24 protein-coding genes are annotated in these 24,020 nt (G+C 73.0%); 8 read left to right on the plus strand and 16 right to left on the minus strand.

Going from position 1 to position 24,020, the window contains the following annotated elements:
- Positions 1–87: 87 nt before the first annotated feature.
- From ACIBF7_RS13245 to uraD, 7 genes are read right to left on the minus strand one after another with little or no spacing between them, the layout of a single operon-like run.
- The gene (locus ACIBF7_RS13245; RefSeq protein ID WP_397197165.1) at positions 88–1,230 is read right to left on the minus strand and encodes a glycerate kinase; all 1,143 of its coding nucleotides are present in this window, start codon (positions 1,228–1,230) and stop codon (positions 88–90) included.
- A gap of 46 nt (positions 1,231–1,276) precedes the next feature.
- Complete coding sequence (locus tag ACIBF7_RS13250) at positions 1,277–2,671, minus strand: 8-oxoguanine deaminase (RefSeq protein WP_397197166.1); 1,395 nt, start codon at positions 2,669–2,671, stop codon at positions 1,277–1,279.
- Positions 2,668–3,138 carry a (2Fe-2S)-binding protein gene (locus tag ACIBF7_RS13255; protein ID WP_148032756.1) on the minus strand — a complete coding sequence of 157 codons (471 nt, stop codon included), beginning with the start codon at positions 3,136–3,138 and terminating at the stop codon, positions 2,668–2,670. The genes ACIBF7_RS13250 and ACIBF7_RS13255 overlap by 4 nt, the downstream gene beginning before the upstream one ends.
- Positions 3,138–3,998 (minus strand): xanthine dehydrogenase family protein subunit M, encoded by an 861-nt coding sequence (locus ACIBF7_RS13260; RefSeq protein ID WP_271275352.1) that lies wholly within the window; start codon positions 3,996–3,998, stop codon positions 3,138–3,140. The genes ACIBF7_RS13255 and ACIBF7_RS13260 overlap by 1 nt, the downstream gene beginning before the upstream one ends.
- 5 nt (positions 3,999–4,003) lie before the next feature.
- On the minus strand, positions 4,004–4,867 hold the full coding sequence (gene pucL / locus ACIBF7_RS13265; RefSeq protein WP_271275353.1) for a factor-independent urate hydroxylase: 864 nt from the start codon (positions 4,865–4,867) through the stop codon (positions 4,004–4,006).
- The gene (gene uraH / locus ACIBF7_RS13270) at positions 4,868–5,167 is read right to left on the minus strand and encodes a hydroxyisourate hydrolase (RefSeq protein ID WP_271275354.1); all 300 of its coding nucleotides are present in this window, start codon (positions 5,165–5,167) and stop codon (positions 4,868–4,870) included. It lies immediately after the preceding gene.
- Positions 5,164–5,673 carry a 2-oxo-4-hydroxy-4-carboxy-5-ureidoimidazoline decarboxylase gene (uraD, locus tag ACIBF7_RS13275; RefSeq protein ID WP_271275355.1) on the minus strand — a complete coding sequence of 170 codons (510 nt, stop codon included), beginning with the start codon at positions 5,671–5,673 and terminating at the stop codon, positions 5,164–5,166. Before uraD ends, uraH begins: the two co-directional genes overlap by 4 nt.
- Positions 5,674–5,831: 158 nt before the next feature.
- On the opposite strand from uraD, the gene ACIBF7_RS13280 reads away from it, so the two are divergent.
- Positions 5,832–6,674 carry a deoxyribonuclease IV gene (locus ACIBF7_RS13280; RefSeq protein WP_397197167.1) on the plus strand — a complete coding sequence of 281 codons (843 nt, stop codon included), beginning with the start codon at positions 5,832–5,834 and terminating at the stop codon, positions 6,672–6,674.
- Positions 6,675–7,198: 524 nt separating this feature from the next.
- On the opposite strand, the gene ACIBF7_RS13285 is transcribed toward ACIBF7_RS13280, so the two are convergent.
- The 3 genes from ACIBF7_RS13285 to ACIBF7_RS13295 form a co-directional block, all read right to left on the minus strand.
- The gene (locus tag ACIBF7_RS13285; protein WP_148032762.1) at positions 7,199–7,939 is read right to left on the minus strand and encodes a LytTR family DNA-binding domain-containing protein; all 741 of its coding nucleotides are present in this window, start codon (positions 7,937–7,939) and stop codon (positions 7,199–7,201) included.
- Positions 7,940–8,004: 65 nt separating this feature from the next.
- Positions 8,005–9,132, minus strand: a complete 1,128-nt coding sequence (locus ACIBF7_RS13290; RefSeq protein ID WP_397197168.1) for a sensor histidine kinase — start codon at positions 9,130–9,132, stop codon at positions 8,005–8,007.
- A gap of 55 nt (positions 9,133–9,187) precedes the next feature.
- Positions 9,188–9,784, minus strand: a complete 597-nt coding sequence (locus ACIBF7_RS13295) for a molybdopterin-dependent oxidoreductase (RefSeq protein ID WP_397197169.1) — start codon at positions 9,782–9,784, stop codon at positions 9,188–9,190.
- Positions 9,785–10,032: 248 nt separating this feature from the next.
- Here ACIBF7_RS13295 and aroF point away from each other — a divergent pair, with 248 nt between their 5' ends.
- Positions 10,033–11,064, plus strand: a complete 1,032-nt coding sequence (aroF, locus tag ACIBF7_RS13300; RefSeq protein ID WP_271275357.1) for a 3-deoxy-7-phosphoheptulonate synthase — start codon at positions 10,033–10,035, stop codon at positions 11,062–11,064.
- Positions 11,065–11,099: 35 nt separating this feature from the next.
- Here the strand turns inward: aroF and thiI are convergent, their stop codons facing one another.
- On the minus strand, positions 11,100–12,296 hold the full coding sequence (gene thiI / locus ACIBF7_RS13305; protein WP_148032766.1) for a tRNA uracil 4-sulfurtransferase ThiI: 1,197 nt from the start codon (positions 12,294–12,296) through the stop codon (positions 11,100–11,102).
- 216 nt (positions 12,297–12,512) lie between these two features.
- Here thiI and ACIBF7_RS13310 point away from each other — a divergent pair, with 216 nt between their 5' ends.
- On the plus strand, positions 12,513–13,340 hold the full coding sequence (locus tag ACIBF7_RS13310; protein WP_271275358.1) for an MHYT domain-containing protein: 828 nt from the start codon (positions 12,513–12,515) through the stop codon (positions 13,338–13,340).
- 148 nt (positions 13,341–13,488) lie between these two features.
- Here the strand turns inward: ACIBF7_RS13310 and ACIBF7_RS13315 are convergent, their stop codons facing one another.
- A complete protein-coding gene (locus ACIBF7_RS13315; RefSeq protein ID WP_148032768.1) occupies positions 13,489–14,514 on the minus strand; it encodes a 6-phosphofructokinase in 1,026 nt (341 codons plus the stop codon).
- Positions 14,515–14,630: 116 nt separating this feature from the next.
- On the opposite strand from ACIBF7_RS13315, the gene glpK reads away from it, so the two are divergent.
- Together glpK and ACIBF7_RS13325 are read left to right on the plus strand one after the other, a co-directional pair.
- Positions 14,631–16,097, plus strand: coding sequence for a glycerol kinase GlpK (glpK, locus tag ACIBF7_RS13320; RefSeq protein ID WP_271275359.1), 1,467 nt, complete (start codon positions 14,631–14,633; stop codon positions 16,095–16,097).
- Positions 16,098–16,128: 31 nt separating this feature from the next.
- Positions 16,129–16,854, plus strand: a complete 726-nt coding sequence (locus ACIBF7_RS13325) for a Clp protease N-terminal domain-containing protein (protein ID WP_148032770.1) — start codon at positions 16,129–16,131, stop codon at positions 16,852–16,854.
- Here the strand turns inward: ACIBF7_RS13325 and ACIBF7_RS13330 are convergent.
- A complete protein-coding gene (locus ACIBF7_RS13330; protein ID WP_397197170.1) occupies positions 16,851–17,762 on the minus strand; it encodes a lactonase family protein in 912 nt (303 codons plus the stop codon). The two genes, ACIBF7_RS13325 and ACIBF7_RS13330, sit on opposite strands and share 4 nt — an antisense overlap.
- A gap of 30 nt (positions 17,763–17,792) precedes the next feature.
- Between ACIBF7_RS13330 and ACIBF7_RS13335 the strand changes: the two genes are divergently transcribed.
- Positions 17,793–18,716 carry a helix-turn-helix domain-containing GNAT family N-acetyltransferase gene (locus tag ACIBF7_RS13335; protein ID WP_219544647.1) on the plus strand — a complete coding sequence of 308 codons (924 nt, stop codon included), beginning with the start codon at positions 17,793–17,795 and terminating at the stop codon, positions 18,714–18,716.
- On the opposite strand, the gene ACIBF7_RS13340 is transcribed toward ACIBF7_RS13335, so the two are convergent.
- Positions 18,673–20,841, minus strand: coding sequence for an MMPL family transporter (locus tag ACIBF7_RS13340; RefSeq protein ID WP_271275361.1), 2,169 nt, complete (start codon positions 20,839–20,841; stop codon positions 18,673–18,675). The genes ACIBF7_RS13335 and ACIBF7_RS13340 overlap by 44 nt on opposite strands.
- Positions 20,842–20,934: 93 nt before the next feature.
- Between ACIBF7_RS13340 and ACIBF7_RS13345 the strand changes: the two genes are divergently transcribed.
- Positions 20,935–21,552 carry a TetR/AcrR family transcriptional regulator gene (locus ACIBF7_RS13345; RefSeq protein ID WP_271275362.1) on the plus strand — a complete coding sequence of 206 codons (618 nt, stop codon included), beginning with the start codon at positions 20,935–20,937 and terminating at the stop codon, positions 21,550–21,552.
- Here the strand turns inward: ACIBF7_RS13345 and ACIBF7_RS13350 are convergent.
- Together ACIBF7_RS13350 and ACIBF7_RS13355 are read right to left on the minus strand one after the other, a co-directional pair.
- The gene (locus ACIBF7_RS13350) at positions 21,516–22,538 is read right to left on the minus strand and encodes an alkaline phosphatase PhoX (RefSeq protein ID WP_271275363.1); all 1,023 of its coding nucleotides are present in this window, start codon (positions 22,536–22,538) and stop codon (positions 21,516–21,518) included. The two genes, ACIBF7_RS13345 and ACIBF7_RS13350, sit on opposite strands and share 37 nt — an antisense overlap.
- A 145-nt stretch (positions 22,539–22,683) precedes the next feature.
- Positions 22,684–23,151: a Dps family protein gene (locus ACIBF7_RS13355; protein WP_148032775.1), complete on the minus strand. Its 468-nt coding sequence runs from the start codon at positions 23,149–23,151 to the stop codon at positions 22,684–22,686.
- 89 nt (positions 23,152–23,240) lie between these two features.
- Here ACIBF7_RS13355 and ACIBF7_RS13360 point away from each other — a divergent pair.
- Positions 23,241–24,020, plus strand: a 780-nt coding sequence (locus ACIBF7_RS13360) for a MerR family transcriptional regulator (protein WP_397197171.1), incomplete at its 3' end; no start/stop codon positions are given.

The following is a 24,020-nucleotide window of genomic DNA, read 5'->3' on the forward strand; positions in this document are numbered from 1 at the left end:
CTCGTTCGCTGCTCGTCCTGTGCTCGTTCTGGGCTCGTTCTGGGCTCGTTCTGGGCTCCCTGGACGCGGGCTCCTGCCGGGCCCGCCTCAGGAGAGCCGGTCGGCGGCCAGCCGGGCCGCGAGGCGTCCGAGGAGCGGGCGGGCCTCGGCCATGGAGCGGCCGAGGTCGGGCTCCAGGTCGGCGAGCGCGTACGCGGCCTCGATGCCGGCCTCGCGCAGCTGCTCGTCGGTGAGGGTGCGGCGGCCGCAGACGGCCACGACGGGGACACCCGCCGCGGCGGCGGCGCGGGCGACGCCGGCGGGGGCCTTGCCGCGCAGGGTCTGCTCGTCGAGCGACCCCTCGCCGGTGATCACCAGCCGGGCGCCCTTGACGTGCTGGTGGAAGCCGAGCAGGTCGAGCAGGTAGTCGATGCCGGGCCGGATGTCGGCGTGCAGGAAGGCGAGCGCGGCGAAGCCGACGCCGCCGGCCGCGCCCGCGCCGGGCGCTCCCGCGACGCCCATGGCGCGCGGCGTGTCGTCGTGCTCGACGGCCCCCGCCAGGCCGTGGGTGCGGGTGGCGACGGCGGCGAGCCGGCCGAGCGCGGCGTCGAGCAGCTTGACCTGCTCGGGGGTGGCGCCCTTCTGCGGCCCGTAGACGGCGGCGGCGCCGTGCGGGCCGAGCAGCGGGTTGTCGACGTCGCTCGCCACCACGAAGGCGACGCCGGAGACGTCGAGGAAGCCGGAGACGTCGACGCGGTCGAGGTCGCGCAGGGCGGCGCCGCCGCGCGGCAGCTCGCGGCCACCGGCGTCGAGGAGGCGCGCGCCGAGCGCCTGGACCATGCCCGCGCCGCCGTCGGTGCAGGCGCTGCCGCCGAGGCCGAGCACGACCCGGGTGGCGCCCTGCTTGACGGCGTCGGCGATCAGCTCGCCGGTGCCGTGGCTGGTGGCGGTGAGCGGCTCGGGCCCTGCGGGGAGGCGGCGCAGGCCGGACGCCTCGGCGAGCTCGACGACGGCGGTCTCGCCGCGCCTGGCGTACGAGGCGTCGACGGGCTCACCGGTGGGCCCGGTCACCCGTACGGTCACGCGGTCGAACCCGGCGGCCACGGCGGCGTCGACGGTGCCGTCACCGCCGTCGGCGACGGGCAGCTCGACGGCGGGGACGCCGAGAGCGGCGGCGACGGTCGCGGCCACCTCGGCCGCGGTCAGCGATCCCTTGAACTTGTCCGGGGCGACGAGGACGTGCTGGACCACTGGGGAACTCCTGTCTTGGGCGACATGGCGGCGAGATCCACCATCATCACATCCGCGCGTCCGGGAGCTCACGCGAGGCGGCGAAGCCCTGCTCGCGCGCCATCCGCAGCAGCCGGCGGTGGGCGTCGGCGCCGGCCCGGCCGGTGGCGTCGTGCGGGACCGTGCGCAGCTCGCCGTCCTCGACCACGGTCCGCCCGCCGACCAGCAGCCGGGCCAGCGGCGGCTGCGGGCCGAAGACGAGCGCGCAGACCGGGTCGGCCACGGCGGCGGTGAACGGCCCGTCCACCCGCCACAGCGCCAGGTCGGCGAGCTTGCCGGGCTCCAGCGTGCCGAGCTCGTCCTGGCGGCCGAGGTTGCGGGCGCCGCCGAGGGTGGCGATCTCCAGCGCCTGCCGGGCGGTGAGCGCCGCGGGGCCGTAGCGGGCCCGCTGGAAGAGCAGCGCCTGGCGCATCTCCCCGGCCAGGCCGGTCAGCTCCGACGAGGCGCTGCCGTCGACGCCGAGCCCGACGTTGGCGCCGCGCCGCAGCATCTCCGACACGCGGGCGATGCCGGCGCCGAGCCGGCCGTTGGACGACGGGCAGTGGGCGGAGCCGGTGCCGGTGGCGGCGAGCTTGGCGATGTCGGCGTCGCTGAGGTGCACGGCGTGCGCCACCCACACGTCGGAGCCGAGCCAGCCGAGCTTGTCCATGTAATCGACCGGGCGCATGCCGAGCTGGGCCAGGCAGTGCTCCTCCTCGTCGAGCGTCTCGGCCAGGTGGGTGTGCAGCCGCACGCCCTTGTCGCGGGCGAGCCTGGCGGCCTCGGTCATCAGCTCGCCGCTGACGGAGAACGGCGAGCAGGGCGCGACCGCGATCCGCAGCATCGAGGACGGGGACGGGTCGTGGTAGGCGTCCACGGCGTCGGCGGTGGCGGCGAGGATCTCGTCCAGCTCCTCCACGACCACGTCCGGCGGCAGCCCGCCCCTCGACTGGCCGCGGTCCATGGAGCCGCGGGCCGGGTGGAAGCGGATGCCCAGCTCGCGGGCGGCCTCGATCTCGGCGGCGAGCAGGTCGCCGCGGCCCTTGGGGAAGACGTAGTGGTGGTCGCTGGAAGTGGTGCAGCCGGACAGCGCGAGATAGCCGAGCCCGGCCCCGGCGGCGCCCCTGACGACCTCGGCGTCCATCGCGGCCCACACCTGGTAGAGCGCCACCAGCCACTCGAACAGAGTGGCGTCCTGGGCCAGCCCCTGTGAGGCCCACTGGTAGAGGTGGTGGTGGGTGTTGACCAGGCCGGGGGTGGCCAGGCAGCCGGTGGCGTCGATCCTGGTCGCGCCGTCGGCGGCGGGCGGCCGGTCCATGGGGCCGAGCGCGGTGATCCGGTCGCCGTCGACGAGGATCCAGCCGCGCTCGATCTCCTGGCCGGCGACGGGGGCGACATACGCGTTCTCGATGAGGATGCTCACCGGGCCGCCGCCTTGCGCTCGGCCGCCAGCCGGACGGCGTCGAGGATCTTCTCGTAGCCGGTGCACCGGCACAGGTTGCCGGCCAGCGCCTCGCGGATCTCCGCGTCGGACGGCCGCTCGACGCGTTCGAGCAGGTCGTGGGCCTGCACGACGAGGCCGGGCGTGCAGAAGCCGCACTGCACCGCGCCGGTCTCCACGAACGCCTCCTGCACCGGGTCGAGCCCCCGCTCGGCCAGGCCCTCGACGGTACGGACCCGGCGGCCCTGGGCCTGACCTGCGGCGACCAGGCAGGCGCACACCGGCGCGTCGTCGAGGTAGACCGTGCAGGAGCCGCACTCGCCCTGCTCGCAGGCGTTCTTGGAGCCGGGCAGGCCGAGCCGCTCGCGCAGCACGTACAGCAGGCTCTCGCCCTCCCACACGTCCTCGGCCGTCTCCTCGCGGCCGTTGACCGTGAACGTCACCCTCATCAGGCCGCCCTCCTCTCCAGATGGTCGTGCCACGCCCAGGTGAGCGTGCGGCGGGCCAGCACCGCGATGGCGTGCCGGCGGTAGCCGGCGGTGCCGCGCACGTCGTCGATCGGCGCGGCGGCGCCCGCGCACAGCTCGCCGAACCGCGCCAGCAGCGCCGGCTGGAGCGGCGCCGACCAGTCGAGCTCGGCGGCCAGGAACTCCTCCGCCTCCCGCGCCCGGCGCGGGGTGGGCGCGGCCGAGCCGAGCCCGGTGCCGACGCGCCGCTCGTCCGGGTGCAGCGCGACGGCGAACGAGCAGACGGCGATCACCATGGCGTTGCGGGTGCCGACCTTGGAGAAGTACTGCGGCCCGGCCGCGGGCTCGACGTGCACGGCCCTGATCAGCTCGTCCGGGAGCAGCGCGGAGCGCTTGACGCCCAGGTAGAACGCGTCGGCGGGGATCATCCTGACGCCGCGCTCGCGCGACTCCACCTCGACGGCGGCGCCCGCGGCGAGCAGCGGCGGGTGGCTGTCGCCCGCCGGCGAGGCCGCGCCGAGGTTCCCGCCGACCGACCCGCGGTTGCGGATCTGCGGCGAGCCGACCGTCCGCGCCGCCTGCGCGAGCCCCGGCAGCGCGCCGCCGAGTTCGCCGATGATCACGCTGTACGGGACAGCGGCGCCGATCCGGTACCGGCCGCCGTCCAGGGACCAGGTGGCCAGCTCGGGCACGGCGGTGAGGTCGAGCAGGGCCGGCGGGCGGCGCACGGAGAAGTTGATCTCCACCATGACGTCGGTGCCGCCCTGGATGGGCACCGCGTCCGGCTGGTCCACCTTGGCGGCCAGCGCCTCGGCCCACGTGGTGGGGCGCAGGAATTCCATCGCTCTCACTCCCAGGCGAATCCGGCGCCGGGCGCGTCGTCGCGCAGCACCGTGCCTTCGATCAGGCCGTAGGGCCGGTCTGCCGCGTAGAAGATCTCGTTCTCGTTGTCCAGCCCGAACGGGGCCAGGTCGACGGGGAAGTGGTGCCTGTTCGGCAGGGTGAGCCTGATCTCGCAGATGTCCGGGCAGGCGGCCAGCACCCGCTCCCCCATCGCGTACAGGGTCTGCTGCAACGACAGGCTGTGCGTGCCGGCGAACGCCTCCAGCAGGCAGCCGCGCACCAGCGCGAAGGACGCGGCGAAGTCGGCGCTCGTGCCCGCGTGCCGCCAGCGGGCGTCCACGGCGGTGGCGAGGATGCGGTCGGTGGCCGGCTCCAGCGTGGTGTAGGGGTCGGTGAGGAAGCCGTGGAACTCCGAGCCGGTCGTGTTCATCACCACCAGCCCGGTCAGCCCGGACACCACGCTGGCGCGGCCGTCGCGGTCGTGGTGCGCCACGCAGGTGCGCACCTCGCCGCCGTCGCGGGCGAAGGAGTGGCCGGTGTCGCCGATCCGGTTCCACCCGTACTCCTCGACCGCGACCCTGGCGTGGTGGATCGTGTCGTGCCCGGTGAAGTGGCGGGCGAGCAGCAGGGCGAAGTCCTCGATCTGGCCGACGCCGTGCTCGCGGGCCAGGGCGTACGCGGTGTTCTTCTGCGTGTCGGTCGGCAGCACGGCGGCGTTGTCGCCGGTGAGGTGCGCCTCGCTCATGGCGCCGGACAGCGAGGTGCTGACGTTGACATCCTTGACGTGGTGGACGCCGCCGTCCCTGACGACCCGTACCAGCCTGGTCTCCGCCTTGCCGTAGCGGTTGGGTCCGAGAACGATCGCCATCTAGCTCCCTCGGTAGGTCGAGTACGCGTACGGGCTGAGCAGGAGCGGCACGTGGTAGTGGTCACCGGGGTCGGCCACGGTGAAGGTGATGACGACCTCCGGGTAGAAGGTGTCGGCCAGGTGCGCGCCGGTGTCGAACACCACCCGGTGCACCCCGGCCCCCGGCCGCCAGCCCTTGATCCGGCCGTCGGCGTCGGTGACGCCCTCGGCCACGACCGCGCCCTCGTGCTCCAGCCGCACGCGCATCCCGGCCGCCGGCCGGCCGGTCGTCGCGTCGAGCACGTGCGTCGAGAAGCTCATCGGACGCCCTCCGCCAGCTTGCCGGCCCGCAGCCGGGTGATCTTCGCGAGTTCCTCCCGTACGGTGCGGCGCTCGGTCTCCTCGTCGTGGCCGAGGCGCTCGCGCAGCAGCCGGAGCATCTCGGCGCCGGTCAGGCCGGTGGCGCAGACGAGGTAGACGTGCCCGAAGCGGTCCTCGTAGGCGCGGTTGCCCTCGGCGAGCGCGGCGCGCAGCCCGTCCTCGACCCCGGCCTGCTCGCGGCGGGACCAGGCGGACTCGCGCGAGTCGCCGGCCGGCCGCTCGCCGATGCGCGGGTGCGCGCCCAGCGCCTCCAGCACGTCGGGCCAGCCGAGCGCCAGCACGGCCCGCCCGGCGGCGTCGGCCAGCCTGTCCTGGTCCGGGTACGGGCGGCCCGCGGCGACCTCCCGGGCGAAGGCGCGGGAGGCGCAGCAGGCGAGCAGCTCCTTCTCCGCGCCCTCCCGGTCCAGGGCGTTGAAGGCGGCCAGACCCGCGGGCGTGTGCGGCATGAGACGAGTACACACACGCCGGTCGTGCCCGGTCCATCCGCGAGAACTCCGAACCGGCGCCCGGGTTGGCCAAGACTTTTCGTGTCATGCTCCAACCCAGGCGGGCTCCTGGCCGCTGACCAGCGCGGACTCTCCCCGCCCGTAGACTGGGGGTCATCATGACCTCACGCTCTCTCATCGGCGGCCACGTGCTCGTCACCGGCGGCCTGGCCAAGGGCGGCCTCGCCTACATGGCCGACATCGGCGCCGAGATGATCCAGGTTTTCGTCACCAACCCGCGCGGCTGGGCGCTCAATCCCGGCAAGCCCGACCAGGACGCGGCGCTCGCCGAGTCCGGTGTCGAGACCTTCGTCCACGTCCCGTATCTGGCCAACTTCGGCTCGCCCAGCGCCGAGACGCTGGCCAACTCGGTGGCGGTGGTCCGCCACACGCTGCGGCGCGGCGTCGACATCGGGGCCAAGGGCGTCGTGGTGCACACCGGGTCGGCGGTGTCGCAGCCGCGCGACGACGCGATGCGCCAGCTCCGCGAGCACCTGCTTCCGCTGCTCGACGAGATCCCCGACGGCGGTCCCGACCTGCTGCTGGAGCCGATGGCGGGGCAGGGTGCGATGCTCTGCGCCACGGTCGACGACCTGGAGCCCTACCTGGCGGCGCTCGACTGGCATCCGCGGGCCGGCGTCTGCCTCGACACCTGCCACGCCTTCGCCGCCGGCCACGACCTGGCCGCGGAGGGCGGCGTCGGCGCCACGCTCGACCTGCTCCACAAGATCGCGCCCGGCCGGCTGAAGCTCGTCCACGCCAACGACTCCAAGGACGTGTGCGGCGCCAAGAAGGACCGTCACGAGAACATCGGCGCGGGCCACATCGGCACCCGCCCCTTCGCCGAGCTGATGCGTCATCCGGCGGCCGCGGGCGTGCCCCTGTGCATCGAGACCCCTGGCAAGGCCGACAAGCACCGCGAGGACATCGCCACTCTGAAGCGCCTGCGCGACGAGGGCTGACGAGGCGTCTTACGTGCAAGGGGCGCCCGCCGGTGGGATCCGGCCGCCCCCGTGTGGCCGGATCGCGGTCTGGCCGCGGCCCCGGCGGGCGCCCCTGCACGTGTCCGGCCGGCGGGCCCAACCCCCCGGTTGAGGGCCCGACAGCCGAGGTGACCTGCTGGTCACCATGGATCCGGCACATGCGGTGAGCCTTCCGGCTCGTCCCCCCAGATGCGCCGGGTGGCTCCGATGCCGAAACACTACGGTCGTGATCTACCTGGGGAAACCCCCTTGGCTGACAGCTCGCTGAACGGTGTGTAGCCATCGGTGTGCGGAGAGTGCGCGCACGACGAGCGGTCACCGGGGCGCGTCGAGCGGTCGCTCCGTGCCCGCCCCGGGTCTCCCCTGGGGTTCCCGGTGGGTCCGCGATGAGGCCGCGCGAGGCCGTGTGACCTGGGAAATCACGATCGTCAACGGACCCGGGCAGCCCGGCGGACGGGTGTGCGGCGGCTCCTCGTTCACGCCCGCCCGGGGACGAGCGGGGGTCAGGACATGACGCCGCGGTGCTGGCGGACCAGTTGCTCGCGGACCTGCCTGCTGTGCCTGCGGCTGACCTGGAGGGTCTCGGTGCCGACGGTCAGGGTGACGCGGCCGCCCTCGAACCTGAGCTCGCTCACGTGGCGGCTGGAGACCAGTGTGCTGCGGTGGACCCGGATGAACCCGGCGTCCGCCCAGCGGCGCTCCAGCGCCGCCAGGGACATGCGGACGAGGTAGCTGCCGTCCACGGTGTGCAGGCGCACGTAGTCGCCCTGCGCCTCGGCGAACCGCACGGCCTGCTGCGGCACGAACCGGGTGCGGCCGCCCAGCTCGACCGGGATCACGTCGTCGTGGCAGGGGTCGGCGGGCGGCGAGGAGGAGACCTCCAGCCTGCGCACCGCCTCCGACAGCCGCTCCGCCCTGACGGGCTTGAGGAGGTAGTCGACGGCCTCCAGCTCGAAGGCCTGCACCGCGCACTCGTCGTGGGCGGTGACGAACACCAGCTTCGGCGGGCTGGGGAAGCCGCCGACCAGCCGGGCCAGGTCGAGGCCGTCGAGGCCGGGCATGCGGATGTCGAGGAACACGGCGTCGAGCCGCTCGCCCGAGGCCACCATCTGGACCATGTCCTGCAGCGCCGCGACCCCGTCGGAGGCGGTCAGCACCTGCTCGACGCGGCTGTCCTGGCGCAGCAGGTAGGCGAGCTCCTCCAGCGCGGGCACCTCGTCGTCGACGGCCAGAACACGAAGCATGTCACTACGCTGCACCAGAAACGCCAGCCCCACAAGGCCCAAGAACACGCAGCGTCACAATCGCGTCACAGAGAGGTCAACTGCGCTTTGGGCACCCGCAGCCGCACTTTCGTGCCCGCGCCCAGCGCCGTCTCGACCACCAGCCCGTAGCCGTCGCCGTAGATCTGGCGCAGGCGCAGGTCCACGTTGGCCAGGCCGATGCCGGTGCCCTCGCGGCCGGGGTCGTCGTCCAGGACGCGCCTGGCGCATTCGGGGTCCATCCCGGCGCCGTCGTCCTCGACCGTGATGTGCGCCTCCGGCCCGGCGTCGCGGGCGACGATCCGCACCTCGCCGGCGCGGCCCCGCATGCCGTGCTTGATGGCGTTCTCGACCAGCGGCTGCAGGCACAGGAACGGGACGGGCACGGGCAGCACCTCGGGCGCCACCTGGAGGCTGAAGCGCAGCTTGTCGCCGAACCTGGCACGTTCCAGGAGCAGGTAGCGGTCGACGCAGGTGAGCTCGTCGGCGAGGGTGGTGAAGTCGTGGGCCCGGCGCAGCGCGTACCGGGCGAAGTCCGCGAAGTCGAGCAGCAGCTCCCGGGCGCGCTTGGGGTCGGTGCGGACGAACGAGGCGATGGTGGTGAGCGCGTTGTAGACGAAGTGCGGCGAGATCTGCGCGCGCAGCGCCCGCCGGTCGGCCTCCAGCGCGCGCCGCCGCGAGGAGTCCAGCTCGGCCAGCTCCAGCTGGCCCGACATCCATCGGCCGACCTCGCCGACGGTGCGCACCAGGCCGGCGCTGAGCTCGTCGTCGAAGGCCGCCAGCGTCCCGACGATCCTGCCGTCGACGGTCAGCGGCACCACGACCGCGCCGTACGGCTCGCCGGCGAACACCTGCGCCCGCCCCGAGGCGAGCGCCGACCTGGCGTAGGTGAGGACCTCGTCGGTGCAGGGGCCGTCCCACGCCAGCGCGGCCTCGGTGGAGGTGATCGCGACCGCGTACGTGCCGAGCAGGGCGTGCAGATGGCGTACGGCCCTGCGCGCGGAGTCGCGGTTGAGCCCGGCCCGCAGGGCGGGGGCCGCCAGGGCGGCGAGGTGCAGGGTCGTGAAGGTCGCCTCCCGGTCCGGACGGCGGTCGGGCACGGCGCGGCGCCGGGCAAGGGTGTGGCCGAGGATGAAGGCGAGACAGGGGAGCACCACGCAGGCGGTGGTCAGCATGCGGGCAACCGTAGCCAACAACCACCCAGGCGTGGGCGGAAACCCGCAGGTCACCTCATGGGGGGCCGTCGCCCGGATCCTCCTGGTAGGAGTAGCGCTGTTCGCGCCAGGGGTCGGCGACGTTGTGGTAGCCGCGTTCCTCCCAGAAGCCCCGTCGGTCCTCCACGAGATACTCGATCGCGCGCACCCACTTGACGCTCTTCCACCCGTAGAGATGGGGCACCACGAGGCGGACGGGCGCGCCGTGCTCGGCGGAGAGCGGCTTCTCGGCCAGCTCGGTGGCGAAGAGCGTGGCGGGCGCGGTGAAGTCGGACCACCGGAGGTTGGCGCTGTAGCCGTACTCGGCCCAGATCATCACGTGGCGCACGCCCGGGTCGGGCGGCACGGCCGCGGCGAGGGCGGCCGGCGGCACGCCGCTCCACTCCAGGCCCGGCACGGAGAACTTGGTCACACAGTGGAAGTCGGCGACCCGGGTCACGCGGGGCAGGCCGGCGAACTCCTCCCAGCCGAAGCGGCGCTCCTCGCCCGAGGCGGTGGCGCCGAACACCTGGAAGTCCCACGACTCCGGCTTGAACGGGGGCACCCGGCCGTAGTGGATCACAGGTAGGCCGCGAGGGACGTACTGGCCTGGCGGCAGGCGCGTCTCCTCCACGATTACTGCTCCCCTCACCGGTATCGCGGTCGGGTGCCATCCTCCCACCGGTCGGTGCGCGGCTCGGCAGCGGGTCGAGGTGGGGTACTATTGCGGCACTATGCGCACCGCGTTCCTGTTTTGGTATGGCGACGGACCCATCGGTCGGACCGTTCGCCACCTAGCGCTGCGCTAGCAGACATAGGCGAGCACGAAGGCCCCGGGTCCGACAGGACCCGGGGCCTTCTGCGTTTCCCGAAGGAGTACACATGGTCATCGTGATGGGCCCGGAGGCCACCTCCGCGCACGTGGCGACCGTCGTCGGCGTCGTGCAGTCGGCCGGTGTGGAGGCGTTCGTGAGCAAGGGGGTGCAGCGCACGATCGTCGGCCTGGTAGGCGACGTGACCCAGCTCGACGCCGCCAGCCTGCGCGGCATGGCGGGGGTGCGCGACGTGATGCGCGTCTCGACCCCGTACAAGCTGGTCAGCAGGGAGAACCATCCCGAACGCTCGACGGTCCACGTGAGCGGGGTGCCGATCGGGCCGGGCACGGTGACGCTGATCGCCGGGCCGTGCGCGGTGGAGACCCCGGAGCAGACGCTGGACGCGGCCAGGATGGCCCAGGCCGCCGGGGCGACCCTTCTGCGCGGCGGCGCCTACAAGCCGCGCACCTCGCCCTACGCGTTCCAGGGGCTGGGTGAGGCGGGGCTGCGCATCCTGGCCGACGTGCGCGAGCGGACCGGGCTGCCGATCGTGACCGAGGTGGTGGAGGCCCAGGACGTGCCGCTGGTGGCCTCGTACGTGGACATGCTGCAGGTCGGCACCCGCAACGCGCAGAACTTCGGGCTGCTGCAGGCGGTCGGCGCGGCCGGGAAGCCGGTGCTGCTCAAGCGCGGCATGAGCAGCACCATGGAGGAGTGGCTGATGGCGGCCGAGTACATCGCGCAGCGCGGCAACCTGGACGTGGTGCTGTGCGAGCGGGGCATCAGGACCTTCGAGACCGCCACCCGCAACACGCTGGACGTGTCGGCGGTGCCGGTGGCGCAGCGCCTGTCGCACCTGCCGGTGATCGTGGACCCGTCCCACTCGGGCGGCCGGCGGGACCTCGTGCTGCCGCTGAGCAGGGCGGCCATCGCGGCCGGCGCCGACGGGGTGATCATCGACGTGCACCCGCGGCCGGAGCAGGCGCTGTGTGACGGGCCGCAGGCGCTGGTCGACACCGACCTGGGCGAGCTGGCCCAGGTCATGCGCGACTTCCCGCCGCTGCTGGGCAAGACGGCCGCCGCCGCGCTGACGGTCTGAGACCCCGGCGGGGCCCGCCACGGGCCCCGCCGATGTCAGAGCTTGTATTCCTGGATGGAGTCGGCGAGCTGGACGGCCAGCTCCTCGGCGTCGAGGCGCTTCTCGATCTGCTTGAGATCCTCGATCTTGGCGCGGGTCTCGGCGCGGCGCGGGGCGAGGAGCGAGCAGCAGTCCTCGTCGGGCAGCTCGGAGATCTCCAGCGTGCCGATGCGCCGGGCCTCGGCCATGATCTCGGTCTTGTCCCAGCCCACCAGGGGGCGCAGGATCGGCAGGTCGACGGCGTGGTCCTGGGCGGTGATGTTGGCCAGCGTCTGGGAGGACACCTGGCCGAGCGCGTCGCCGGTGATCAGGGCCCCGGCGCGGATGCGGTGGGCGACCTCCTCGGCCGTCTTGAGCATCAGCCGCCGCTGGGCGATCACGGCGAGCCGGTCCTGGCCGGAGTTGCGGATCGACTGCTGGGCCTTGCCGAACGGCACCACCCAGAGCCGCGCCCCGCCCTGGAACCGGTCGAGCTTCCTGACCAGCGCGTAGGCCTTGTAGATGGACTCGGACGTGGTGAACGGGATGCCGGAGAAGTGGAGGAAGTCGACGTGCAGCCCGCGCCGCATCATGCGGTAGGCGGCCACCGGCGAGTCGATGCCTCCGGACATGAGCACCAGCGCCCGGCCGCTGCTGCCGACCGGGAGCCCGCCCTGGCCGGGCAGGCCGCCGGTGAAGACGAACACCTCGTCCCTGTCGACCTCGACGAAGAGGGTCAGCTCGGGGTTCTTGAGGTCGACCGGCAGGCCGTACTCGTCGTTGATGGCGCCGCCGACGAGCCGGTCGAGCTCGTTGGAGCGCAGCGGGAAGCGCTTGTCGCGGCGGCGGGAGCGGACCGCGAAGCTGGCCTTGCGCTTGACCTCCTCGCGCTCGGCGAACAGCGCGAGCCCGGCCTTGAGCACGGTCTCGGGGTCCTTGGCGACCCGCCAGGCGGGGTGGATCCACACCAGGCCGGGCACGTCGGCGACCCGCTCGGCCACGGCATGCGCCTGCTCGGCGGTGGTGCCTTCGGGCAGGAAGATCGCGATGACGCCGTGGCGCCTGCGCACGTCGACCTTGAGGTCGAACTCCTTGAGCGCCTGGCGGATGTTGCCGATGAGTCGGCGTTCGAACAGCTCGCGGTTCTTGCCCTTGAGGACGATCTCGCCCAGTTTGAGCAGAACGCACGGCTCGCCCAGGGCTGGCATCGTCATGGTGGAACCTCCGGGGGAGACAGGGGATGCGCGGTAGAAACAACGCCTCGCGGCATCGAGTTTAGTCCGCGCGGGACGCTCGCGAACGTCGTGAGCTTGCCTCGCCTTTGCCGGCCCTCTCCCAGGTGGGAACCCTTTCGGCCGACACGAAATCGTTAGTTGCGCTTTCATCTACCCCGCCCGCATACTCCTGCCAACCGAACCAAGGGGCGGGATATGTCGCCGATCGACCACTTCGCGCACGGCGGGCTCACGCCCGTCCTCGCCTACGCCATGTCCAGCCTGGGCTGCATGCTCGGCCTGCTGCTCAGCTCCCGCGCGCGGCTCGCGGAAGGACGCGAGAGCGCCTACTGGCTGATCGGCGCGGCCGTCGCCATCGGCGGCACCGGCATCTGGACCATGCACTTCATCGCCATGATGGGCTTCTCGGTCGCCGGCACCGTGATCCAGTACGACGTGCCGCTCACCGCCGCGTCCGCCCTGCTGGCCATCGTGGTCGTCGGCGCCGGCCTGTTCCTGGCCCACCACGGCAGGCAGCGGCCGGCGTTCCTGCTGAGCGGCGGCGTGCTGGCCGGCGTCGGCGTGGCCGGCATGCACTACCTGGGCATGGCCGCGATGCGGATGTCCGCGCACGTGTCCTACGACCCGGTCACGGTCGCCCTGTCCGTGCTCATCGCCATCGCCGCCGCCACCGCGGCGCTCTGGTTCGCCGGTCGGGTCACCGGGGCGCTGAAGATCGGCGCCGCCGCCCTGCTCATGGGCGTGGCGGTGTCGGGCATGCACTACACCGGCATGCTGGGGATGTCCGTGGAGCCGCACCACACCCCCGGGCCGGTGGGGGGCACGCCGGGCATCGACTTCCTGCTGCCGCTGCTCGTCGGCATCACCGTCGTCACGGTGGGCCTGCTGCTGGCCGTCATGCTCTCCCCCAGCGAGCGGGAGCTCCGCCACGAGCAGGAGTACCTCACCCGCGCGGCCGGCCCCCACCCGCGCGACGGCGAGGGCGCGCCGGATGTGGACTACTTCGGCACGCCCCGCGGTTGAGCTATCTCCTAGGTACGGCTTGCGACGCGTGGTGGGCCGCCGACTCGCCGCGGCGCAAGCCGTACCCTGAAGGGGGGTTGTAGCGGTAACCCCGCTGCTCCAGAAGGTACGGCCGGCCGCTTGCAAGTCACTTACAGCCCGGCGACACTCAGCCGAAGAAGACCTCGGCCTCGGCGTAACGCTCGACCGGGACCGTCTTGAGCTCGGCGGTGGCCTCGTCGAGCCCGATGCGGACGATGTCCGTGCCGCGCAGCGCCACCATCTTGCCGAAGTCGCCGTCGTGCACCGCGTCGATCGCCTGCAGGCCGAACCTGGTGGCCAGCACCCGGTCGAACGCGGTGGGCGTGCCGCCGCGCTGGATGTGGCCGAGCACGGTCGTGCGGGCCTCCTTGCCGGTGCGCTTCTCGATCTCCTTGGCCAGCGTCTCCCCGATGCCGCCCAGGCGGACGTGGCCGAACGCGTCCAGCTCGCCGGCCTGCAGCTGCATCTGCCCCTCGATCGGGTGGGCGCCCTCGGCGACCACGATTATCGGCGAGTAGCGGGTGCGGAAGCGGGACTCGACGTACTCGCAGACGCGGTCGATGTCGAACGGCTTCTCCGGGATGAGGATGACGTTGGCGCCGCCGGCCATGCCGGCGTGCAGCGCTATCCACCCGGCGTGGCGGCCCATGACCTCGCAGATGAGCGCCCGGTGGTGGGACTCGGCGGTGGTGTGGAGCCGGTCGATCGCCTCGGTGGCGATGTTGACGGCGGTGTCGAAGCCGAAGGTGTAGTCGGTGCCCGACAGGTCGTTGTCGATCGTCTTGGGCACGCCGACGACCCTGACGTCGCGGTCGAAGAGCTGCTTGGCGACGCCGAGGGTGTCCTCGCCGCCGATGGCGATCAGCGCGTCGACCCCGGTGGCCGCCAGGTTCTCCTTGATCCGGTCGACGCCGCCCTCGATCTTGAGCGGGTTGGTCCTGGAGGAGCCGAGTATCGTGCCGCCGCGCGGCAGGATGCCCCGGACGGCCTGGATGTCGAGCGGCATGGTCTCGCCCTCCAGGGGGCCGCGCCAGCCGTCGCGGAAGCCGACGAACTCATGCCCGTAGACGCTCACCCCCTTGCGGACTACGCCCCTGATCACGGCGTTCAGCCCGGGGCAGTCTCCGCCCCCGGTGAGCACTCCTATACGCATGGCGGGTTCCTCCCGATGTGGTTCACGACCAGAATCGCATTGTGCCCGTCATAGCGGGCATTGGTCTAGACCAAACGCGAGCGTAGCGGCCCAAACCCGGTTCAGGAGGCGATTCCGTGAGTGTGTTGGCCATCGACGCGGGAACGACGGGTGTCACGGCACTCGTCGTGACCGAGGACGGCCGGATCGAGTCGAGGGGGTACGAGGAGTTCGCCCAGCACTTCCCGCGGCCGGGCTGGGTGGAGCACAACCCCGAGGACATCTGGCAGGCCACGCTGAGCGCCTGCGCCGCCGCCCTGGCCGGGGCGTCGACGACGCCGGCCTGCGTCGGCATCACCAACCAGCGTGAGACGGCCGTGCTGTGGGACCGCCGGTCGCTGGCCGCGCCGCGCCGCGCCGTCGTGTGGCAGGACCGGCGCACGGCCGGCATCTGCGAGCGGCTGCGCTCGGCCGGGCACGAGCCGAGGGTGGCCGAGCTGACCGGGCTGCGCCTCGACCCGTACTTCACCGGTTCCAAGCTCACCTGGCTGGCCGAGAACGACCCGGCCGTGTGGGAGGGCGTCACCTCGGGCCGGGTGGTCGTGGGCACCGTCGACGCCTACCTGATCGCCCGGCTCACTGCGGGCGCGCGCCACGTGACCGACCCGTCCAACGCCTCGCGCACGCTGCTGTACGGGCTGGAGTCCGGCGCGTGGGAGCCGGAGCTGTGCGAGCTGTTCGGGGTGCCCGAGTCGGCGCTGCCCGAGGTGGTGCCCAACTTCGGGGAGCTCGGGCGTACGGACCCGGGCGCGTTCCTCGGGCTGGAGCTGCCGATCAGCGGGGTGGCGGGCGACCAGCAGGCGGCGCTGTTCGGGCAGACCTGTTACGCGGCGGGCGAGGTCAAGTGCACCTACGGGACGGGCTCGTTCATCCTGACCAACACCGGCGGGGAGATCGTCCGCTCGGAGTCGGGGCTGCTGACCACCGTGGCCTGGCAGGCGCCCTCGGGAGAGCGGACGTACGCGCTGGAGGGGTCGGTGTTCGTGACCGGGGCGGCCATCCAGTGGCTGCGCGACGGGCTCGGGCTGATCGGCACCGCGCCGGAGTCCGAGGCGATCGCGCGCACGGTGCCCGACAGCGGCGGCGTGGTGTTCGTGCCCGCGCTGACCGGGCTGGGCGCGCCGCACTGGGATCCGGAGGCGCGCGGGCTCATCACCGGCATCACCCGCGGCACCACCCGGGCGCACCTGGTGCGGGCCACGCTGGAGGCGATCGCGTTCGAGGTGCGTGACGTGGTGGAGGCGTCGGCCGAGGGCCGGCCGCCGGTGCTCAAGGCCGACGGCGGGGCCAGCGGCAACGACCTGCTCATGCAGTTCCAGGCCGACCAGCTCGGCACGCCGGTGGAGCGGCCGGTGATCCAGGAGACGACGGCGCTGGGCGCGGCGTTCCTGGCCGGGCTGGGCGCCGGGGTGTGGGGCTCGCGGGAAGAGCTGCGCAAGACCTGGCAGCTCGACCGCCGTTTCGAGCCGGGCGGGCGGGACGACGCCCTGTACGACCGCTGGCGGAAGGCGGTGGAGCTGGCCATGGCGTCAACCGAGGGTTGACGGTCACCTGCCGTCAACCTATGGTTGACGCATGGAACACACCGTTCGTCTCGACGACCTCATCGAGGTCATCAAGAGCCGCTACCCCGATGGCGACCCGCTCGGCGAGCTGTCCGACGCGGTCACCCTGGGCGAGCACCTGGGCGAAGTGGCCGACCATCTGATCGGCCACTTCGTCGACAGGGCCCGCCACTCCGGCGCGTCCTGGACCGACATCGGCCGCAGCATGGGGGTGTCCAAGCAGGCGGCGCAGAAGCGGTTCGTGCCCAAGGAGGGCTCGCTCGCCGAGGACCTGAGCAGCTACGCGCGCTACACCGCCCGCGCCCGCGTGGTGATCGTCAAGTCACAGGAGGAGGCGCGCCGCCTCGGGCACGACCACATCGGCCCCGGTCACCTCGTGCTCGGCCTGCTGCACGAGCCCGAAGGGCTGGCGGCCAAGGCCATGGTGACGCTCGGCGCGCCGCTCGCCGAGGTCAGGCAGGCGGTGGAGAGCGCGCTCGGCCCGGGCGGCGACGCCCCGCCGGCCACGCCGCCGTTCTCCGCGCAGGGCAGGAAGGCGCTGGAGCTGACGCTGCGCGAGGCGCTGCGGCTCGGCCACAACTACGTCGGCACAGAGCACCTGCTGCTCGCCCTGCTCACGCTGGACGAGGACCCGGCCGCGCAGGCGCTGGCCGGGCTCGGGCTGACCAAGGAGGCCGCCGAGGAGCAGCTCAAGCGGATGCTGACGGAGCTCGTGATCAGAGGCGGGACCGGCTAGGCGGGCAGCACGCAGGACGCGCCCTCGGCCTCGATCACCTCACCCGTCGGCTCGGGGACGCCGCCGGCGAGCGCGAACTCCGCCACGCTCCCCGAGTGCTGGTTGGCCACGTACATGCGGTCGCCGTCGATCGCGAAGTGGCGCGGCCACGCGCCGCCCGACGGCACCTCCGCCACCTGCGACAGGTCGTCGGCCCGCAGGACGGAGATCGTGTCGGGGCCGCGGTTGGCCACGTAGACCAGGTCTCCGGCGAGCTCCAGGTGGGACGGGGCGTTGTCCGTCACGGTGGTGGAGGCGCGCACCCGGATGCCGTCCTCGCCGGCGGCCAGGCGGGTGACGGTGCCGTCGAGCTCGCCCGCGACGTAGAGGGTCGAGCCGGCGAAGGCGAAGTGGCGCGGGCCGGTGCCCGGCGGCAGCGTGATCGGCTCCAGCGCCTCCCCCTCCAGGGTGTAGCGGCGGATCTCGTCGGTGCCGAGGTCGGAGACGTACAGCAGGTCCTCGTGGAAGACGGCCTGGTGGGCGTGCGGCCCCCGCTGGCGCTCGGGGTGGGGCCCGGAGCCGTGGTGGCGGAGCACGATCGGGTCGCCGTCGAACACGCCGCGCGAGTCGAGCCGGTGGAGGGCGGCGGCGCCGTCGCCGTAGTTGGCCACCGCGAGGAGCGACCCGGACGGGTGGACGGCCAGGTGGCACGGGCTGTCTCCCCCGCTGGAACGCTCGTCCCACGGCGACAGCCTGCGCCCTCCGGCGCCGAAGGCGGTGATCCAGCCCTGGGCCAGCTCGCCCACCGCGTAGATCACGGGAAGCGAGGGATGGCGCGCCAGGAAGGAGGGGGCGGCGAGGCGGGTCAGCTCGCCTCCGGGCTCGATGATGCCGGGGCCGTAGCCGCCTATGTAAAGGTGCCTCTTCACACGGCCATCCTCTCATGGTTGACTGAGGCAATGAATTCGTTGACAGAGGCAAGAGTTTCTGAGGTCCGGGCCTTCAACCGCTTCTACACCAAGGTCATCGGAGTGCTGCAGGCCGGCATGCACCACCTGCCGTACTCGCTCACCGAGGGCAGAGTGCTGTTCGAGGTCGCGCACGCGGACTCGATCGGGACCGGCGAGCTGCGGGCGCTGCTCGACCTGGACGCGGGCTACCTGAGCCGGATCCTGGCCAGGTTCGACGGCGACGGGCTGATCGTCAGGGAGCGCTCGGCCGCCGACGCGCGCAAACACGTGGTACGGCTCAGCCCGGCGGGGCGGAAGGCGTTCGAGACGCTCGACCAGGCCTCGAACGAGGACATCGAGCGCCTGCTCGCCGGATTGCCGGAGGACGCCAGGGAGCGCCTGGTCACCGGCATGCGCGCGATCAGGGACGTGCTCGACCCGCCCGCCGGGCCGGAGTCCTGCCTGATCAGGCCGCTCAGGGACGGCGACCTGAGCTGGGTGGTCCACCGGCACGGCGTGCTCTACGCCAGGGAGTACGGCTGGGGCAGGGATTTCGAGCTGTTGGTGGCGCGGATCGTCGCCGCCTTCGACCCGTCGCGCGACACGGCCTGGATCGCCGAGGTCGGCGGCCGGCCCGCCGGCTCCGTCTTCTACATGCGCAAGGACGACACCACGGGGCAGCTCAGGCTGCTGCTGGTGGAGCCGTCCGCGCGCGGCCTGGGCCTGGGCCGGCGGCTGGTGGACGAGTGCGTGCGGCACGCCAGGGCCGACGGGTGCGAGCGGCTGGTGCTGTGGACCCGCGACTGCCTGACCAGCGCGCGGCGCGTCTACGAGGCCGCCGGGTTCCGGCTCGACTCCCAGGAGAAGGGGATGGAGAACGGGATCGAGCTCAACGAGGAGATGTGGTCGCTCGACCTCGCGGCCACCAGTTGAGCGGGCCCGCCAGCCGCATCAGGCTCGGCACCAGCACCGCCCTGATCAAGGTCGCGTCCACCAGCACCACGACCGCCATGCCGACGCCCAGCATCTGCACGAACGAGACCGAGGCCGTGGCGTAGGCGGCGAACGTGAGCGCCAGGATGCCGCCGGCGGCGGTGATCAGAGGGGCGCCGCCCTGCAGCCCGGACGCCACCGCCCGCTCGGTGTCGCCGGTCCTGTCGTACTCCTCCTTGATCCGCGACAGGAGGAACACCTCGTAGTCCATCGACAGCCCGTACGCCACGCAGAGCATGAGGATGGGGATGCTCGGGTCGAGCGAGCCGGTCGGCGTGAACCCGAGCACCCCCGACAGGTTGCCCTCCTGGAAGACCCAGACCAGGGCGCCGAGCATGACACCCAGGCTCAGCACGTTGAGCAGCGTCGCCTTGACGGGCAGCAGGACGCTGCGGGTCATGGCGAGCAGCACGGCGAACGTCACGCCGAGCATGAGCGCGAGCAGCAGCGGCAGCCGGTCGACCACGGAGGCGCGGTAGTCGGCCAGCTCGGCCGGATAGCCGCCGACCAGCACCTCGAACGGCGGCGGCACCGCGCGCACCGCCTCGACCAGCCGGACGGGGTCGTCGGCCAGCGCCTCGGCGGAGGGCACCACGGACAGCCAGGTCCCTTCCCCGGCGAACCGGGACACGTCGCCGTCCCCCGCCCGCTGACCGCCCGCGAAGATCCCGGCGGCGGAGTCGACCTGGGCGACGCCCGGCACCTGGGACAGCGCGGCGGCGTACCGGGTCACGTCCCCGCCCGCCGCGCCGGCGGAGACGATCTGGACGGCGTCCGTCTCCTCGGCGGGGAAGCCCTGGCGGATGATGTCCTGGGTCTGCCGGGGCGCGGCGTCGGGCGGCAGGACGCGGTCGTCGGCGACGCCGAAGCGCAGGCTCAGGAACGGCGAGGCCAGCAGGAGCAGCAGCGCCGCCGCCGCGCCGCCGTACGCCAGGGGCCGCCGCATCACCCGCACCGCCAGCGCCGCCCAGAACCCGCCGGGCCGGGCCGGCCGCTCCCGCCGCGGCAGCATCCGGCCGCCGATCGCGGCGAGCACGGCGGGCAGCACGACCACCGCCGCCACGACACCGCCGGCGACCACGGCGATGCCCGCGTACGCGAACGAGCGCAGGAAGTCGAAGGGCAGCGCGAACAGGACCGCGAGGGAGGCCGCGACGGTCAGCCCGCTGAACAGCACGGTGCGCCCGGCGTGCTCGACCGCCCCGGCCACGGCGGCGGCGCGGTCGCGCCCGGCGCGCACCTCCTCGCGGAAGCGGGCGATCACGAACAGGCTGTAGTCGATGCCCAGCCCGAGCCCCATGGCCAAGGTCAGGTTGAGCGCGAAAGTGGAGACATCGGTGTACGTGAGCGGGACCCGAAGCAGCGCCAGCCCGGCCACCATGGCGAACACCCCGGCCAGGATCGGCACCAGCGCGGCCGCCGCCCGGCGCAGGTACAGCCAGAGCAGCGCGAACGCCAGCGGGAAGATCACCAGCTCGGCCCGGACGAAGTCCTGCCTGGCCAGCGGGACGGTCGCCCGGAACACCTCCTCGCCGCCGCCGGAGCGGACCTCCAGGAGTTCCGTCCCCTCGGTGATCTCGGGGACCAGCGCGGGCAGCACGGTGGCCCGGACGTGCCCGGCGTCGCCGGGGACGCGCACCAGGATCAGCGCGTGCCGGCCGTCCTCGCTGCGCAGCGTGGGCGGCCGGCCCCGGCTCCAGTAGGACTCCACCCCGGCCACGCCCTCGTGCCCGGCCACCCGCGCCGCCAGTTCCCGGCCCTGGGCGGCGACGGCCTCGTCATCCACGGTGCCCCGCCGGGCCGTGACCAGGAAGATCATGTCCGGGCTGCCGGTGCCGAACCGCTCGGCCAGCTCGGCCTGCGCCCGGTCGGACTCCGAACCCGGCGCCTCGAACCTGGCCAGCGACAGCCGCGGCACCGCCCCCGCCGCCAGCGCCCCCGCCAGCACGAACAGCGCCAGGGCCAGCCCCAGGACCGCCCGCCGCCTGCGTACCAGGAAGAACCCCAGCCTGCGCAGCGGCGGCCCGGCATCGCGCCGCACCGGCGCGCGCTCCGTGATCAGCACTCCATCCACCCCTGAAACTCGGTAAACTACTCGTGTTTTGTTCGCCGACCCAGAAATACAAGTGAATGCTCGCATTTGTCAATGTGGGGTGCCATGGCTGAGCGCACGGTGCGCCGTCAGGCGCGAGGCCTGAAACGGATGGCGGAGATCCTCGACGCGGCCGAACAGGTGATCGCCGAGATCGGCTACCCGGACATGACCACGAACCAGGTCGCGGCCCGCGCCGGGCTGTCACCGGGCTCGCTCTACCAGTTCTTCCGCAACAAGGAGGAGATCCTCGACGGCCTGGTGACCCGCTACACCGACGGCCGGCGGGACTTCTGGGAGTCGCGGCTGGCCGCCGTCACCCCGGAGGTGCCGCTGGAGGCCCTGGTCGACGGGGTGGTGGACGAGAGCGTGGCGTTCAAGGCGCGCTCGCCCGCGTACTGGTCGCTGCTGTACGGCTCCGCGACCGGCGACAAGCTGGCGGCGGCCTCACAACAGCTGCACCAGGCGATCGCCGGGCAGGTGGCGGCCATGCTGCGGCGCCGCTCCCCCGGTCTGGACGAGGCGCGCGCCCTGCTCATGGGCACGATGGCGGTGGCCATGGTCAAGGCCGTGATGCCGCTGGTCTCCGCCGCCGGACCGGCGCGGGCGGCCGAGCTCGTCGCCGAGCTCAAGAGGGCGCTGGTGGCCTATCTGCGGAACGGGCCGGTGACCTCGAACGTGTGACCCTCATCCGAGCCCCGCCTGGCGGAGAAGTAGAGCCGGTCACCGCCCGGCGCGAACGCCAGCCCGGTCAGCTCGGCGCCCGCGTGACCGGCGAGGGTGAGGAACGGGGCGATCTCGCGGTCGGGAGTGATCACGTCGATCCGCGTGGTCCGCCTGGTCACGTACAGGTCGCCGGACGGGGCCGCGGTGACGGCGCGCACGCCGTCGCACAGCCGCTCCACCGCCGAGGTCTGGGCGTCGTAGGCCCACAGCGCGCCGTCGCCCCTGGTGGTGAAGAAGCACACGCCGCCCGCGTAGTGGCAGGCGTCCGCGCGGTCGAACCGGCGCGCCCCGCGCACCTGGTGGCGGGTGCCCTTGAGCAGCGCGGCCGGCCACGGCACCGGCTCCCACCGGCCCGAGCCGCACAGCACCTCGAGCGCGCCCTCGGTCAGGTCGCCCCAGTCGTACGGACGGAACCGGTAGAAGCAGCCGTCGGGCTCGCCCTCGGTCAGGTAGACCACCCGACGGTCGGGGTCGCAGGCGGCCGCCTCGTGCTTGAACCGGCCCATGGCCAGCCGGGGCCGCGGCGCGCGGGCGCCGTACGGGTCGCACTCGAACACCCGGCCCCGGTGGCCGAGCTCGCACGACAGCCACGTGTTCCAGGGCGTGGCGCCGCCGGCGCGGTTGAGCTCGGTGCCGGACAGGATGCGGTAGGCGTCGCCGACGGAGCCGTCCGGCCGGAAGCGGATCGCCGCCGCGCCGCCGAGCAGCGACAGCTCGGAGTTGGACACGTAGATCCAGCCGTCGCCGTCGGGGAAGCAGGCACCCCCGTCGGGCGCGGCGTGCCACGTCAGCCCGGCCACCTTGCTCCCGGAACTGGCCACCACCCTGCCGCCGAACCCCGCGGGCAGGGTCAGCCCGCCGGCGACGGGCTCCTCGACAGGTCCGTAGGGGCCCGCGCCGCCCTGGGAGAGCGGGCCCGTGCGGAGGAGAGTCTTGCGGGACATCTTGAGGCCTCCCTCTGGGTGCCACGCTAGTGGACCGCACGGACATGAATGGCGAGGACTCCGGGATCGAACAGAATGCGAACTGCCCGCGCCGGACATGCGGAAGCCCGGGGCCGCTCGGCTCCCGGGCTGGTGACCGCACACATCAGCTCATGGCCTGGAACATCCAGCGCTGCTTCTCGATCTCCTGGGTGACCGCGATGATGATGTCCTGCGTCGCCTGGTCCGTCTCATCGGTCAGGTCGATGCGCTCGCGCATCCGCTTGCTGACGCCGTCGAGGATGTCGGTCATCGTCGCCGCCACCTTGCCCGACTCGATCCAGCCGGACTCCGGCTGCGTCAGCTTGGTGGACTTGGACACCGTGGCGGCCCTGCCGTCGGCGTTGGCGCCCAGCGCGACCAGGCGCTCGGCGACGATGTCGGTGTGCGCGCGGGCCAGCGAGACGACCTCGTCGAGCTGCAGGTGGACCGAACGGAAGTTCGGGCCGATGACGTTCCAGTGCAGCTGCTTGCCGACCAGGGACAGGTCGATCAGGTCCATCAGGGCGCCCTGCAGGCACTTCGCGGTGGTGGTCTTAGCTTCGCCCGAAAGCGGGCTGGTAATCGGAGCCATGGTGTACCTCCTCCCCGTAGATGTCCCTTTCATTCGTCTTATCCGAATTCCCCTTGACACTGTAATTGTGACAGTGTCACTGTGAGGACATGAGCGACACCTGGACCATCGGCGAGCTGGCGGAGCGCGCGGCCGACGCGCTGCGCGCGCACGCGCGGCCGCTCAACGGCCGGGTCCGCGAGGTGCCGGGCGAGCGGCTCATCAGGTGGTACACCACGATCGGGCTGGTCGACCCGCCCCTGACCCGGCGCGGCCGGATCGCCCGGTACGGGCGCCGTCACCTGCTGCAACTCGTGGCCGTCAAGCGGCTGCAGGCGGAGGGCATGTCGATCGCCGACATCCAGATCGCCCTCGCCGGCGCCGCGGACACCACCCTCGAAGCCACCGCCCGCCTCCCGGCCGACCATTGGCCCGTGCCGAGTCCGGACCCCGGCCACCCCACCCCAGACCTCCACCAACCGGCCCCCACCACGCCCTTGCCCCCGGCCCCCGCCATAGCGGCTCCGCACACCCCCCGGCCTTCATCGGGCCCCGGCACGCCACAGGCCGCAAGGGCAGACCAGTCGCACGCCACGGAACCCACCCCACCGAGAGCTCAGCACCCCACGGGCCCGGCTACGACGCAAACCTCCGGACCGGCCGCTCCGCATCTCGCGGGCCCGGACCCGGCGCAGATCCCCGCACCGGCTCCCCCGCACTCCACGGGAGCGGATGCGGCACAAACCTCCCGGCCCGCCGCCCCACACCCCACCGGGACAGACCCGACGCGGGCCCCCGCACCGGCTCCCCCGCACTCCACGGGAGCGGATGCGGCACAAACCTCCCGGCCCGCCGCCCCACACCCCACCGGGACAGACCCGACGCGGGCC

Source organism: Nonomuraea sp. NPDC050478 (genome assembly GCF_044458265.1).
Lineage (GTDB): Bacteria > Actinomycetota > Actinomycetes > Streptosporangiales > Streptosporangiaceae > Nonomuraea > Nonomuraea ferruginea.